This is a genomic window from Gammaproteobacteria bacterium (genome assembly GCA_015709695.1).
Lineage (GTDB): Bacteria > Pseudomonadota > Gammaproteobacteria > Steroidobacterales.
In genome coordinates, this window is record CP054183.1 from 259,193 (window position 1) to 272,466 (window position 13,274).

Below are 13,274 nucleotides of genomic sequence, written 5' to 3' on the forward strand. Positions count from 1 at the left end.
CCGAACCAAGCGAGTATCGGGGGCTTTCTAGAGAGAGTGTCCGTCCGAGGGCGGTACGCCTAAAGTTAGGGCCCGACTTCGGGGATACCCGCCGCAAGGGCGCGCACCACGCCAGAACGACAGCAGGAACATCGTGAAAACCGAGCAGATCCGCAAAGCCTTCCTCGACTACTTCGCTGCGAAGGGCCACCGCATCGTGCCGAGCTCGCCGCTGGTGCCCGGCAACGACCCGACGCTGCTCTTCACCAATGCCGGCATGGTGCAGTTCAAGGACGTGTTCCTCGGCAGGGACCCGCGCGACTACCAGCGTGCCGCCAGTTCCCAGCGCTGCGTGCGCGCCGGCGGCAAGCACAACGACCTCGAGAACGTGGGCTACACCGCCCGCCACCACACTTTCTTCGAGATGCTGGGCAACTTCAGCTTCGGCGACTATTTCAAGCGCGAGGCCATCGAGTTCGCCTGGGAGTTCATCACCCGCGAGCTGAAGATCCCGCCGGAGAAGCTGTGGGTGACGGTGTTCCGCGAGGATGACGAAGCCGCCGACCTCTGGGTCAGGCACATCGGCGTCGATCCCGCGCGGCTGACCCGCTGCGACGAGAAGAGCAACTTCTGGTCCATGGGCGACACCGGCCCCTGTGGCCCCTGCACCGAGATCTTCTACGACCACGGCCCGGGGATCCCCGGCGGCCCGCCGGGATCGCCCGACGAGGATGGCGACCGCTACGTCGAGATCTGGAACCTGGTGTTCATGCAGTTCGACCGCGCCGCCGACGGCCAGCTGACGCCGCTGCCCAGGCCCTCGGTGGACACCGGCATGGGCCTCGAGCGCATCGCCGCGGTCATGCAGGGCGTGCACAGCAACTACGACATCGACCTGTTCCGCAACCTCATCCGCGCCGCCATCGAGATCACCGGCGCGAAGGACCCGGCCTCGCCGTCGCTGCGCGTCATCGCCGACCATATCCGCGCCGCCGCCTTCCTCATCACCGACGGCGTGCTCCCCGGCAACGAGGGCCGCGGCTACGTGCTCCGCCGCATCATCCGCCGCGCCCTGCGCCACGGCCATGACCTCGGCGTGCGCCAGCCGTTCTTCCACCGGCTGGTCGGGCCGCTGGAGCGGGAGATGGGCCGCGCCTTCCCCGAACTCACCGCGGCCGTGGGCCATGTCGAGCGCGTGCTCAGGACCGAGGAAGAGCGCTTCGCCGAGACGCTCTCCCAGGGCATGCGCATCCTCGAGGACGCGCTCGCCGGCGTGAAGGGCGGCGAACTCGCCGGCGAGCTGGTGTTCAAGCTCTACGACACCTACGGCTTCCCGGTGGATCTCACCGCGGACGTGGCCCGCGCCCGCGGCATCGGCGTGGACCGTGATGGTTTCGAGCAGGCGATGGCGCAGCAGCGCGAGCGGGCCCGCGCGGCCAGCAAGTTCGAGATGGGGGCGGGTGGCAGCCTGCGCCTCGCCGAGAAGAGCCGGTTCACCGGCTACGACACGCTGCGCGACCAGGGCCGGGTCACGGCCATCCTGCGCAACGACGGCAGGGTGATGGCCCTCGCCGCCGGCGAATCCGCTGGCCTGGTCCTCGACCGCACGCCGTTCTACGCCGAGAGCGGCGGCCAGGTGGGCGACCAGGGGATCATCACCGCGCCCGGCTTCCGCTTCCGCGTCGAGGACACGCAGAAGAACGGCGAGGCGCATGTGCACATCGGCACCGTCGAGGCCGGCAGCATCGCTTCCGGCGCCGAGGTCACCGCCGAGGTCGATGCCGCCGCACGCGAGGCCACGCGCCTGAATCATTCCGCGACCCACCTGCTGCACGCCGCCCTGCGCCAGGTGCTCGGCAGGCATGTCAGCCAGAAGGGCTCGCTGGTCGCCCCGGATCGCACGCGCTTCGATTTCTCGCACTACGAGGCGGTTTCCCCCGCGCAGCTGCGCGAGATCGAGGCGCTGGTCAACGCCGGCATCCGCGCCAATGCCGAGGGCGAGACCCGCATCATGTCCTACGACGATGCCGTCGCCAGCGGCGCCATGGCGCTGTTCGGCGAGAAGTACGGCGACCGCGTGCGGGTGCTGCGTTTCGGTGACCTCTCCACCGAACTCTGCGGCGGCACCCACGTGCGCCGCACCGGCGACATCGGCCTGTTCAAGATCGTCGCCGAATCGGGCATCGCCGCCGGCATCCGCCGCATCGAGGCCGTCACCGGCGAGCGGGCGCTGGCGCGGGTTGTCGAGGAAGAGGCGACGCTCGCCCGCCTCGCCGACCTCGTGAAGGGCAACCGCGCCGACCTCGAGCCGCGGCTGCGCCAGCTTCTCGACCGCAATCGCGTCCTGGAGAAGGAAGTCCAGCAGCTCAAGGCACGGCTGGCCGGCGGCGCGGGCTCCGGTGGCGACCTCGCCTCGCAGGCCGTCACCGTGGCCGGCGTGCGGCTGCTGGCGCAGCGCCTCGACGACGGCACCGATGCAAAGACACTCCGCGACGTCGTCGATCGCATGAAGGACAAGCTCGGCTCGGGCGTCGTCGTCCTCGGTGCCGCCGACGCCGAAGGCCAGCGCGTCTCGCTCGCCGTCGGTGTCACCCGCGACCTCGTCGGCCGCATCAAGGCCGGCGATCTCGTCAACGCCGTCGCCGGGCAGGTCGGCGGCAAGGGTGGCGGCCGCCCGGATTTCGCCCAGGCCGGTGGCAGCAACGCCGCGGCGCTGGACGCCGCCCTCGCCGGCGCCCGTGACTGGGTGGCCAGCCGGCTGGGTTGACGCTGCCGCCGACAGTTCGGTTATGATCGCTGCGCTGCAAACGCCCGGCTCAGGAGGAGCGGGCGACGCGCTGCCGGCGTGGCGGGGCAGCCTCGATCAGGCACCCGCGGCATCCCGGCGACAAGAAAAACGCGAAAGACGGGAGGGAGTCCATGCTGATCCTGACGAGGCGCATCGGCGAGACGGTCATCATCGGCAATGACGTGGACGTCACGGTGCTGGGCGTCAAGGGCAACCAGGTACGGCTCGGCGTCAAGGCCCCGCGCGACGTCACCGTCCACCGCGAGGAGATCCACCAGCGCATCCGCCAGGAACAGCAGGCCGACAACGCCAACGGCGCCGACCCCGCCCCGCTGCCGGCCGCGGCCGACTGAGCACCCGCACGCCGCCCGAGACTCGGGCGCGCGATCCGGGTATCCTGTGCAGCCCGCGCCGGCGCCAATGCCCGGCGTCAGCCGACTCCGGAGAGGTGGCCGAGTGGCCGAAGGCGGCGGTTTGCTAAACCGTTATACGCTCAAAAGGCGTATCGAGGGTTCGAATCCCTCCCTCTCCGCCAGCTAGTCTGGGGTTCGCCGAGTCTCTGTACAGAGACTGGCGAACCCCTCGTTATTTCCGCGACTTGCACCTGCTGTGCCGGGCAAATGTGGTCGCGAATCCCGCCATTCCAGGCAATCAACGCCGAATTTCCCCGCCAGTCTCAGTCGGGGGTTCCAGGCGGTACCACATTCGATGCGCTTGACAGGCCCCAGTTGGGGCATCAGCCGTCGGCAACGCCGAGTTGTTCGCGCTGCTTCTCCCAGTCGAGGTTGTCGAATCGGTGGGCAGACGGGCAGGCAGCGAGGCTGTACTTTGAGGGGATTCGAACCTTAGTGCGTATAAGCGCGATTAGGACTATTGCGGCCTCCACGTAACTAAAGGGTCGCTCGCCGACACCCGCACCCAGAGCTCGGGTGCAAAAAGGGGTGGCATCGCGCGATGGCATTACGGGCTCAACAATCTTAACAATAACAATCTATTAGAATGTCGTGCGCGCGCCCTTGGCTTTTTCCTGGACGAGCCTAAAATGGCCGATAACAACACCCGCCACGCCTCTCCTCGGAAGCGCACCAGGGCGGGTTTTTTATTGCCCGGAGGCAGGGCATGAAATTCAGCAAGCCAGCGCTGTCAACCGAGCAGCAACTCGATTTGCTGGTCCGCCGAGGCATGACCGTGGCCGATCGTCAGGCCGCTTTGCAGTATCTCGACCACATCAACTACTACCGCCTGCGCGCCTACTGGCTGCCGTCTGAAACCCCAGCCGCCGCAAACGACGACCACGCGTTCAAACTCGGCACGCGGTTTGAGACCATCATCGACCTCTATAGTTTCGACCGGAAATTGCGTCTGCTGGTCATGGACGCTATCGAGCGGATAGAAGTCTCTCTCAGAACACGTTGGGCCAACATTCTGGCGCTTCGATATGGTCCCCACGCTTATCTCGATGCGCGACTGTTTCGCAGGCCCACCCAGCACGCCAGGTGCCTGACGAAGCTCCAAGAGGAGCTGGAGCGCAGCCGCGAAACTTTTGTCCTTCACTATCGCGCGACCTATACGGACCCCGAACTTCCCCCGCTTTGGAGCGTGTGCGAATTGCTGACATTCGGCCAGCTGTCACAGTGGTTTAGCAACCTGGCTACAGGCGCGGATCGCAGGGAGATCTCCAAACCTTATGGGGTTGACGAACAGATCATCGGTTCGTTTGCTCATCACCTCGCGTATGTTCGCAACGTGTGTGCGCATCACATGCGCCTGTGGAACCGAGAAATGACTATCGGCATGAAGATTCCGAACCATCCAGACTGGCTTGGATCGGCCTTCAACGAAGCGAAACCCAAGCGCATCTACAACACCTTGTTGATGCTTGCGCATCTCCTGGACAGCATCAGCCCGCGTTCGCAATGGCGTCAGCACCTGTTCTCCCTGTTTGAAGAACATCTTGCTGTGGACTTCTCTGCGATGGGGTTTCCGGCTGACTGGAGAACCTCAGCCATATGGAAAGCCAAGTCGGGGCCCGGGTGAATTACTTCTGGAGACTCGATTTGCAGTGTGCGCAATGGTGCTTAAGATCCCTCGGGGATGCCCAGAATGCAGGCGGCCACGCGCTCGTCGATCGGCGGTAACGTCGGGAGTGTATGAAAGTGCCTCAGTATCTCGGCGAGAGGTAGGCGCCGCGTACCGAGCAGATCCTTGCGAATGTCTTTCAGAAGTAGCGGCCGTATCCGTTTGCCGGTCGTCAACCGTTCGTACCACACAGGTCGAATCAGGTCGAGCCAGGTCTCTGCCATCGCATCCCAGTCGTAACAGTCCCGCTGATCCTCGCGCTGGAGCACCTGAAGCAGGTGTGCAAGAGCGGATCCCAACTCGGTCGTGCTCGGCGTCTCCTTGCTGTAGCTTCGCATCACAATGGTCATTTCCTCGAGTGCACGGCGCTTTCGTCGTGGCAACAGCGAAAGCTCCTGCTCCTGCAGGAGTATCAGCACCCGATCAAGCCAGCCCATCGCCGCCGGCGTAAGGGAGAGATCTCGCGTGCTGGTGCCGAGTCGCTCGCGAAGCAAGGCGGTGATTTCCATCAAGTCCGTCAATAGCGGTTGCGGGGGCTCCTCGACCAGCACCCAGCGCGGAGCGCCAATGCTCGAGCCGGTGAAACAAACCAGTGCCCAGCGTCTGTCGGCGTTCACCAGGCTCACTCGGCAAAGCACCTGGGCCGAGACGTTGCGGTAGTGCTCGTAAACGTTCGGTGGCACTAGAGGATCGGCGCCGCTTACAAGTTCCCGTACCGGGGAAAAGGCGTCGCGCAGTCCGTCCCACGGCCCGCGTCGTTGCGCGTGCTCGAACTCCTCGATGTCCTGGTCGACTGCGACAGGGCGGGAGTCCGTAGCTGCGCTGCCGCCCAAGCCCTTCGGTAGAGGAAGATTGGAGCCGAGCAGGTTCTCGACCGTTTCATAGCGCTCAATAAAGCGCTCGTCCGAGCGCAGGGCAAACTCTGCGGCATCTTGCGGCCACCAGGCTTCGATGACCTCGTTGGGACTGTCCATGCGGTCAACCCGCCCGACACGTTGTTCGGCGATACGAACCACACTCGGGCGGTCAAGGTGAACAACTGCGGCCGCGGCCTGGAGGTTGACGCCCTCGGACATTGAGTCTGAACACAGCGCGATCAATGTCGTGCGCGCTGCGCCCGGACGTAGTCGGCTCTCAACGATACGACGCCCCGACCGCTGTTCGCCCGTAGCCAAGATGACCTCGGTAGCGGGATCGAGTGTCTCCAGATGCTTGCGCATGAGTGCCAGCGTGACAGGTCGCGAGTCGAAGGCCACTACCATGCTATGGCGGCGTGCGAGATCCCGCAGGAGCGTGGCCTTGGCAATCTCCCGACGATCGGACATACGCCTAGCCTTATCGAGGATCGCCTCGTAGACCGAAATGTCGTGGGCACAGGCCAGTCCGTGCGCGTGTGGATCGGTGAGCCAGTCGGGCAGGGGAACGTTAAGGTGACTGACGGGAGGGTGGCCGCTCGCCTGGCGCAGTTTTTCGATGACGTTGCCGGTGGCATGCCGTTTTGCGTCTGCGGCAAGTTCGAAGTGCTGAAGGGCGGCTTCGGTGCCCACCGCATGCTCGAACAAGGCGGCGGCCGATGAGCGAAGAGTGGCCATGATGAGGTAGCGACTGAGTTGCGAGGCACCGTGCAGGCGACTTTCGAGGTACTCAGTCTCCGTCCAGCCCTCGCGTCGCAAAACCTCGGGCATTTCCAGTTCGCCGACGATCATTGCTACCCCATGTAGAGTGGCGGCGGCTTCGCGGATTTCTCCGGCCAGGCGTCGGTCATTACTGCTTTCGTGAAGCTCGTAAGTGCGCGCCCGATGCTCAGGGTATCGACAACTGCGACCAGCGGCGTCGCGGTAGGCGGCAGGAGCAGCATCTACCATGGCGTTGAGCATTGTCTTGGTGCGACGAACCGTGAATCGCTGTAGTTCACGTCGTAGCACCGCCATCTCGTTTTCGCTGAGACTCCGATCGAGTGTGCGGCGTCGTAGTAAGGAGGAAAACGCTTCAACGGTGGAGTCGGCCAGGTTGTCAGCGCCCAGCATGTCGGCGAGGCGAAGCAAGTCGACTGCGCTGCGATTAATTGGCGTAGCCGTGAACAGGATGGTGTGATCGGCCATGTTGCCTAAGATGGCGCGGGTTCGTTGCGACGCCTGATTGAGGAAGTTGTGTGCCTCATCAACCGCCAGAACCTGCGCGCGTCGCACTGCATCGATCACTCCGATATGTGCCGTACTCTTTGATTGGCTGAGGTGGCCATGGGACTGAATATCAATCGGGACGCCAGCTTCGCGGGTGGCTTGATGCCAGTTGTCCTTAACAGCCGGAGGAGCGATCACGATGGCCGGTGCCTTGCGAGCACGCCCGTGCCGCCAAATACGATCCACCACCGCCCGGATCAGGTGAGCTCCAAGACGGGTTTTCCCAGAGCCAGTGGCGTCGGCAACGAGGACGCTACCGACATTCTCCAGTACCCACATGGCCTCCGCAATGCCTTGCTCCTGGGAAGGCCACAACGGCAGATCACCCACATACATCTGCGCTTTGATGTACTCACGAACCCATTCGCCTTCCAGCAGTTCGGCGCTGGCGCGCGCGAGAGCCTCCTGCCAGCCCACGACCCGCAGCAGTTTATCGAGTAGGGCCAGTAGGTCTTGCTCATAGGGCTTGCCAGCATTCCAGTAGTTTTCGGCAACCTTTATGGCCTCCACGAATCGTTTGTGGTCCTTCGGCGTAAGGCGGAGGTTGGCTTCAATCTGGCGGGTCAGTCCTGCTTGGGTGAAATTACTGGACCCCATGGTGATAGCGGTTTCGCCCGCATACATTTTCGCGTGTAGTCTGGTGTGCCGTCCCCCGAGAAAGCGCGCGGACAGTCGACCTGATCGAATTAATTCCATCGTCTGCACAATCTTGGCGCTGAGGCGCAACGAGACGCCCCGATCGAGCCAATACGCCTCAACCTCCCGAGGAAAGCTCTCCCGGGATGCCGAGTACGACACCCGATTGCCGGGGAAAGGCTCCGTGCCAAGCAACAGGCGCAGCTTACCGTCGCGCGCGCTCAGTCCCGCGGCGAAGTCGATCAGGTAGTCGATGGAGGCGTAGCCTGCGATGATCAGCGGGTTACTTGCGGTCTTAAGATCCGAGATAACCTGATCGCGCACCTTCTGACCGGCAACATTAAGTGGGAACCGTTCCGGTGAGGGCCAGTCAAGTACCTCCAGGCGCATTTCGCTGGACGCATCGGGCGCATCGAACAGGCTAATCTGGCCGTGCTTCAAGTCGTGCGTCATACGCTGTTAGCAGGAGCAGCCGCGTGCCTCACGTCAGGTGCGGGGTGCGACGGCAAAATGGCGTACTGGTCAAGTGGGTTAAATCGGTTTGAAAGTGAGCTATGTTTTCGAACTCGGCTGGGTAGCACTGGCGTGCGAACTCCCTGCAGATTGGAACATAGCCGGTGGCTCATCAGGTGAGCCTACCACCCCTAGGCTTAAGTGTTCGATGACGGCTGGTTATTGTTCAGCAAGGAACTGCCGGCCGAGACGGGTTCGCTGCTGACTACCTCCTCCGCCAGTTTCTGATCCTCACGGCGCTCCTGTGCTCTCGGCATGCGTTGCCAAGGCCAGGTTGCGCCGCATGAGGGACCACACATTCCCCAGATTGTCTCGGGCATGACTCCTGGGCAATGGGAGGGTCAGCCGGCCGGTTGCACCCGCCTGAGGAACTCCCGAAGCGTGACGATCTCCACGTCTTCGAATTCCTTTTGATCCAGCATGGCGCAGTCACCCGTGACAATCAGCCGGGCGCCGCCGGAGAGAGCACATTCCAGGACCCGGCTGTCCGGATCATCCGCGAAGACCCGAAGCTGTCCTGTCGGAGTGACCAGTTCGGCTAGATCCGCCAGAAACACGGCCAATCGCGACAGTTCCTCGGTATCGCGCGAGAACTTCCGTAACAGCCTCCACTGCCCGATCTGCACTGCCGCCCGGAAGTGTGAGGGCGGAAACCAGTACGCTGGAGTCGAAAACGACCCGCGGCGATATCGGCTACTTGCGGCTCTTGCCATCGAGATAGCGTTCAAGATCGCGCTTCGTCAGGATGCCCTTGTCCCGGGCACGTTGCGACCAGAAAGTCTGCAAGTGCCGATACTCACCCCTCAGCCGGGACAAGCGATAGGCGCGCATCGCGTCCTGTACGACAGCGCTCACGGTCTTGCCTTCCTCGCGGGCCGTGGCCATTGCGAAGCGAGCCAGGTCCGGCGGCAGGGAGATTGCCTTCTTGATGGCGCGCGCATTGGTGGTGCGGGGCATGGCAGTCACCCTGATGCATCGGCATGACCGAATGCGACCATACGGCAATGTCCGGGATTGTGCGCTGCTGCACCTGTCGATGACGCACGGGGGGCGGGCCAGACGCGAGACGCGTCCGGCTTCACCACTTCTCGCCGAAGGGTCGCACCGTGACTTCGAAGGTCCAGGCCGATGGAGGCTGTGAGGCGAGAAACACGGCGGTCTGCGCCATGTCGTCCGGCCTCAGGAAGTAGCTGTCCGGCTTGTCGGGCATGTTCCTGCGGGTTGAGGGCAAGTCAACGACGGCGTCGATCATGAGCAGCGAGACGTGAACCCCGCGCGGCCAGAGGCTGCGCGCCATGGACTCGGCGAGGCTGCGTTGGGCGGCCTTGGCGGGGGCGAAGGCCGCTGTCTGTGGCCCACCCCGCAGCGAGGCCGTTGCTCCGATGAATATGATGTTGCCGGATCCCGCTGCCTTCATTGCCGGGATGACCTCCTGGCTCGCAGCCAGGGCGCCGAGCGCATTGACGCGCCAGGATGACTCGAAGGCGTCGAGACTGGTGCTCTCCACATCTCCCCAGGAGCCGGATCCGGCGTTGTAGACGAGTGTCGCCGGATGTCCCATTTCGCCGCGAATGGCCGCAAATGCGCTCGCCACCGAAGAAGGATCTGATACATCGCAGGCGTATGCGTGTGCGCCCGGCAATGCCCTTGCCAGTTCAGTGGTGAACGCTGTGCGCCTTGCCAGCAAGGCAACGGAGTATCCGGCCCCGGTGAAAGCACGGGCCAGAGCAGCGCCATTTCCCTCGCCAACGCCGACAACAACACAAACTGGTCTGGTCATGAAAGTCTCCCGAATTGTCCGCGGTTGAAGTCCGCTATTGCCTCCCTGATCTGCTGTTCGGTGTTCATCACGAAGGGCCCGTAACCGACCACCGGCTCTTCGATGGGCTCGCCGGCGAGCAGCAGCAAGGCGGCATCACTGATTGCTTCCACGATCAAACCCGTACCGTTCCTGGACAGAGTGGCGAGGTCGGTGGCTTGAAGCCCGGCGTCGCCATTGACGCGCACGCTGCCAGTGCGCTGCGCCACCAGCGTACTCCAGCCTTCGGGTTGGGGTATCTCGAGCGTATGACCCTTCGCAAGACGTACGTCCAGCACGTTCATCGGGCTGAATGTGCGGGCTGCGCCGGGTGTTCCGGCATGCTCGCCGGCGATCACGCGTATGGTGCCACCGCCCTCCGGCAGGTTCACAACGGGGATCTGTGGGGCACTGATCGACTGGTAACGCGCAGGTGTCATCTTGTGAACTGCGGGCAGGTTCACCCACAGCTGCATGACCTCGAATGGGCCGCCACGCGCGGCATAGTCTGCCGAGTGGAACTCCTCATGGAGGATACCGCTGCCGGCGGTCATCCACTGCACGTCTCCGCTGCGAATGACGCCGCCAGCGCCGGTGGAGTCGCGGTGTTCAACTTCGCCTTCGAACACGATGGAAACGGTTTCGAATCCACGGTGCGGGTGACTGCCCACGCCGCGCCGATGCGTCGTTGCCGGGAATAGGGTCGGTGCGGCGTAATCGAGCAGCAGGAAGGGACTGCGCTCGGCTACTCCTTCACCGCTGTAGCCGAACAGGCTGTGCACCGGGAACCCGTCGCCCACCCAATGATGGCCGGGTGGGCGACGCGTGGAGAGCACACGCTTGCGGTTGTTGGATACTGGCTCTGCGTTCACGAGGTCATTCCTGTGGATCAATTGAACACCATGCCGCCGTCCACGAGGATCGACTGCCCGGTGATGTACTCGGAATCCGGGCCGGCAAGGAACGAAACCACGCCAGCCAGCTCGCCACGTTCTTCGGATCGATCCGGGGCGCCTTGCCGTTGAAGTTTGCGGGCGTACTCATGGTTCGGTCTCCTTGCGGAAGTGAAGAATGCGGTGCTGGATTGGATGGTAAGTTGTATTCAAAGCGAGAAAAATGGTGGAATTCTGGCTTCACTGTCCCGAAATCAGAACAATGGAGCGCCTGGAGGGACCATGGAAGAGCTCGGTGACCTTGCCGCATTTGCCCTGGTGGCTGAGCACGGCGGCTTTGTCGCCGCTGAGCGTGCCACCGGCGTACCCAAGTCGCGCCTGAGTCGGCGCCTTGCGTCGCTGGAGGCGTCCCTGGGCACACGACTGATTCAGCGCAGCACCCGGCGTTTTGCCGTCACGCCAATAGGTGAGCAGGTACTGCTGCACGCGCGCGCAATGCTCGCCGAGGCCGAGGCAGCCAGGGCGCTGGTGGACGAGCAAACCACTGCTCCACGCGGTACGGTTCGATTGGCCTGTCCGCCCGCACTGCTGCAAACCACGGTTGGGGCAATACTGGCGCGCTTTCTGAACGCGTGGCCACACGTGCAGGTGCAGGTACAGGCGAGCAATCGAAACATTGATGTGTGGCATGACGGCGTGGACCTGGCATTGCGTGTACGCGCGCCCGATGCTTCGCTGCCGCAGGAGGAGGTGGTGCGTCCGCTGGCGCTGAGCCCGCACCTGCTGGTCGCCTCGCCGCAACTGTTGATCAATTCAGCGCCTCCGGTCGAGCCCGCCGATCTGGTGCGATGGCCGACACTGGGTCTGGGCAATTCACCGGAGCAACAGTGCTGGCGCCTGCGTGGCCCCGGAGGCGCGCTGGTCGAATACACGCACCAGCCGCGCTTCGTGGTGGATGATGTTGCGACCTTGCGCGATGCCGCCCTGGCCGGTGTGGGCTGCGCCGTGCTGCCACGCATTCTGGTTCATGATGCGTTGCTGGCCGGCACGCTGCAGGAGGTTCTGCGCGATTGGGCGCCACCGCCTGGCCTGGTTCAGGCCGTCTACGCCAGCCGCAAGGGCCTGCGTCCGGCCGTGAGGTACCTGCTGGACGCGCTGGCGGAAGGCTATGCCGAGCTGATCGCCCAGGGCCGCTGCCTGGAGCCGCCCGGCAGCGCGTGACAATTCGGCGCTCCAGTTCGCCGTGGCGCAGGTCAGGCGAGATTCGCCGTCACCGCTACAAGGCGCCGTGCCGGGTGGACAATCGAGGCTTTCCCGCGCGAAACATCCGCGCGTACTCGAACCCCCGCACCACTCTCGCCCTGACCTGCCTGGCCAGCGGATGCGCGGGGTTGATCAGCGCGCAGTTTTCCTCGGGAACGATGACGGAAGGCACCAGCAGGATCGGCGAGCGGCGGGAGAGCAGCCAGCCGGAGCCGAATCTCACGCTGGCGCGGCCGGCGGGAATGGCCGACCAGGCGGCGGGCAGGGCGGAGGCCTGGACTTCCTCGCGCCGGGACCAGACGCCGCCCGGCACGTCGATCTCCACGAGGAAACGGTTCTGCGGAAAGCCGCCGTCATCGATGTGCGCGGCCGTTTCGAGCACGGCCAGCGAGATGGAGGTCGCGCAGTAGACGACGGCCTCGCCGTGGTCGTTCCACCGCCCCGGGTGGCTTGCCGCACCCATGCCGCCGAGATCGTCTGCCGGGAAGGCGCGCGTTTCCGCGGCGATCCGCCAGAGCTTCACTGATAGGCGCCGCTCTGGATGGAGCCGAGCAGCCGCGACACCATGTCCAGTCCCGTGGGCGTGTCCAGGAGATCGGCCGGCTTCTTGCCGCCGAGAGCCGGCTGCGCGGTCTCGATCCACTGTCCGAGCCACCGGGCGGCATCGAATTCCGCGGCATCCGCGGCGGTGCTCCCGGCTGCCATGGCCTCGGCCTGGCCGAGCAGCTTCACCAGGCCGATCGCGGCCTGCCCGCCCTGGCCGGCGATGGCTTCCCCGGCGGCGATCTTCTTCTCGGCAGTGGCCTTGGGAATGCCCAGGATGCTGAAGAGCCGCGAAGCGGGAATCGCCATGTGCTTCGCGAGATCCTTGAGGAGCTGCGCATGCACGCCGGCCCGCTCGGTGAGGAGAATCGCCATCGGCGCCGCCTCGTTGACCTGCTGGACAAAGGACTCGAGCCCGGTCTTCGGACCATATGCAATACGCGCCTCCCGGACGGGATGCGGGGCGATCCGGCGTCGGGAGCCGGTGGCCTTGCGGGCGTGGGTCATGGGGTAGCCAGGATGCCTATAACGAGGCAGATGATAGCATCAAAATGTGCTAATCACCCGTTTGCATCCGCAGTATCCCCGCCTGCTGCCAT

At 64.3% G+C, this 13,274-nt stretch carries 11 protein-coding genes, 1 tRNA gene and 1 pseudogene; 5 read left to right on the top strand and 8 right to left on the bottom strand.

Features of this window, described 5'->3' with window-relative positions; translation table 11 throughout:
• The first annotated feature begins 130 nt into the window (after positions 1 to 130).
• From alaS to HRU81_01285, 4 genes are all read left to right on the top strand, one after another.
• Positions 131 to 2,746 carry an alanine--tRNA ligase gene (gene alaS, locus HRU81_01270; GenBank protein QOJ33231.1) on the top strand — a complete coding sequence of 872 codons (2,616 nt, stop codon included), beginning with the start codon at positions 131 to 133 and terminating at the stop codon, positions 2,744 to 2,746.
• A gap of 152 nt (positions 2,747 to 2,898) precedes the next feature.
• Positions 2,899 to 3,120 (top strand): carbon storage regulator CsrA, encoded by a 222-nt coding sequence (csrA, locus tag HRU81_01275; GenBank protein QOJ30847.1) that lies wholly within the window; start codon positions 2,899 to 2,901, stop codon positions 3,118 to 3,120.
• An 89-nt stretch (positions 3,121 to 3,209) separates the two neighbouring features.
• A tRNA-Ser gene (locus HRU81_01280) sits at positions 3,210 to 3,302 on the top strand.
• 584 nt (positions 3,303 to 3,886) lie between these two features.
• Complete coding sequence (locus tag HRU81_01285) at positions 3,887 to 4,804, top strand: Abi family protein (protein ID QOJ30848.1); 918 nt, start codon at positions 3,887 to 3,889, stop codon at positions 4,802 to 4,804.
• Between the two features lie 41 nt (positions 4,805 to 4,845).
• Here HRU81_01285 and HRU81_01290 read toward each other — a convergent pair whose 3' ends face one another.
• From HRU81_01290 to HRU81_01315, 6 genes and pseudogenes are all read right to left on the bottom strand, one after another.
• On the bottom strand, positions 4,846 to 8,106 hold the full coding sequence (locus tag HRU81_01290) for a helicase (GenBank protein QOJ30849.1): 3,261 nt from the start codon (positions 8,104 to 8,106) through the stop codon (positions 4,846 to 4,848).
• Between the two features lie 413 nt (positions 8,107 to 8,519).
• Complete coding sequence (locus HRU81_01295) at positions 8,520 to 8,741, bottom strand: hypothetical protein (GenBank protein QOJ30850.1); 222 nt, start codon at positions 8,739 to 8,741, stop codon at positions 8,520 to 8,522.
• A gap of 130 nt (positions 8,742 to 8,871) precedes the next feature.
• On the bottom strand, positions 8,872 to 9,135 hold the full coding sequence (locus HRU81_01300; GenBank protein QOJ30851.1) for a hypothetical protein: 264 nt from the start codon (positions 9,133 to 9,135) through the stop codon (positions 8,872 to 8,874).
• Between the two features lie 121 nt (positions 9,136 to 9,256).
• On the bottom strand, positions 9,257 to 9,958 hold the full coding sequence (locus HRU81_01305; protein QOJ30852.1) for an SDR family NAD(P)-dependent oxidoreductase: 702 nt from the start codon (positions 9,956 to 9,958) through the stop codon (positions 9,257 to 9,259).
• A complete protein-coding gene (locus HRU81_01310; GenBank protein QOJ33232.1) occupies positions 9,955 to 10,812 on the bottom strand; it encodes a pirin family protein in 858 nt (285 codons plus the stop codon). The genes HRU81_01305 and HRU81_01310 overlap by 4 nt, the downstream gene beginning before the upstream one ends.
• Before the next feature lie 53 nt (positions 10,813 to 10,865).
• Positions 10,866 to 10,961 (bottom strand): annotated as a pseudogene (locus HRU81_01315) (SDR family oxidoreductase).
• Between the two features lie 190 nt (positions 10,962 to 11,151).
• On the opposite strand from HRU81_01315, the gene HRU81_01320 reads away from it, so the two are divergent.
• Positions 11,152 to 12,090: a LysR family transcriptional regulator gene (locus HRU81_01320; GenBank protein QOJ30853.1), complete on the top strand. Its 939-nt coding sequence runs from the start codon at positions 11,152 to 11,154 to the stop codon at positions 12,088 to 12,090.
• A gap of 55 nt (positions 12,091 to 12,145) precedes the next feature.
• On the opposite strand, the gene HRU81_01325 is transcribed toward HRU81_01320, so the two are convergent.
• Positions 12,146 to 12,655 carry an RES domain-containing protein gene (locus tag HRU81_01325; GenBank protein QOJ30854.1) on the bottom strand — a complete coding sequence of 170 codons (510 nt, stop codon included), beginning with the start codon at positions 12,653 to 12,655 and terminating at the stop codon, positions 12,146 to 12,148.
• Positions 12,652 to 13,182 carry a DUF2384 domain-containing protein gene (locus HRU81_01330; GenBank protein QOJ30855.1) on the bottom strand — a complete coding sequence of 177 codons (531 nt, stop codon included), beginning with the start codon at positions 13,180 to 13,182 and terminating at the stop codon, positions 12,652 to 12,654. Before HRU81_01330 ends, HRU81_01325 begins: the two co-directional genes overlap by 4 nt.
• Between the last annotated feature and the right edge of the window lie 92 nt (positions 13,183 to 13,274).

Bases quoted from the DNA above. Each gene is read 5' to 3' on its own strand.
- csrA (QOJ30847.1), top strand. From the start codon at position 2,899: ATGCTGATCCTGACGAGGCGCATCGGCGAGACGGTCATCATCGGCAAT.
- HRU81_01285 (QOJ30848.1), top strand. From the start codon at position 3,887: ATGAAATTCAGCAAGCCAGCGCTGTCAACCGAGCAGCAACTCGATTTG.
- HRU81_01300 (QOJ30851.1), bottom strand. From the start codon at position 9,135: ATGCCCCGCACCACCAATGCGCGCGCCATCAAGAAGGCAATCTCCCTG.
- HRU81_01305 (QOJ30852.1), bottom strand. From the start codon at position 9,958: ATGACCAGACCAGTTTGTGTTGTTGTCGGCGTTGGCGAGGGAAATGGC.
- HRU81_01320 (QOJ30853.1), top strand. From the start codon at position 11,152: ATGGAAGAGCTCGGTGACCTTGCCGCATTTGCCCTGGTGGCTGAGCAC.
- HRU81_01330 (QOJ30855.1), bottom strand. From the start codon at position 13,182: ATGACCCACGCCCGCAAGGCCACCGGCTCCCGACGCCGGATCGCCCCG.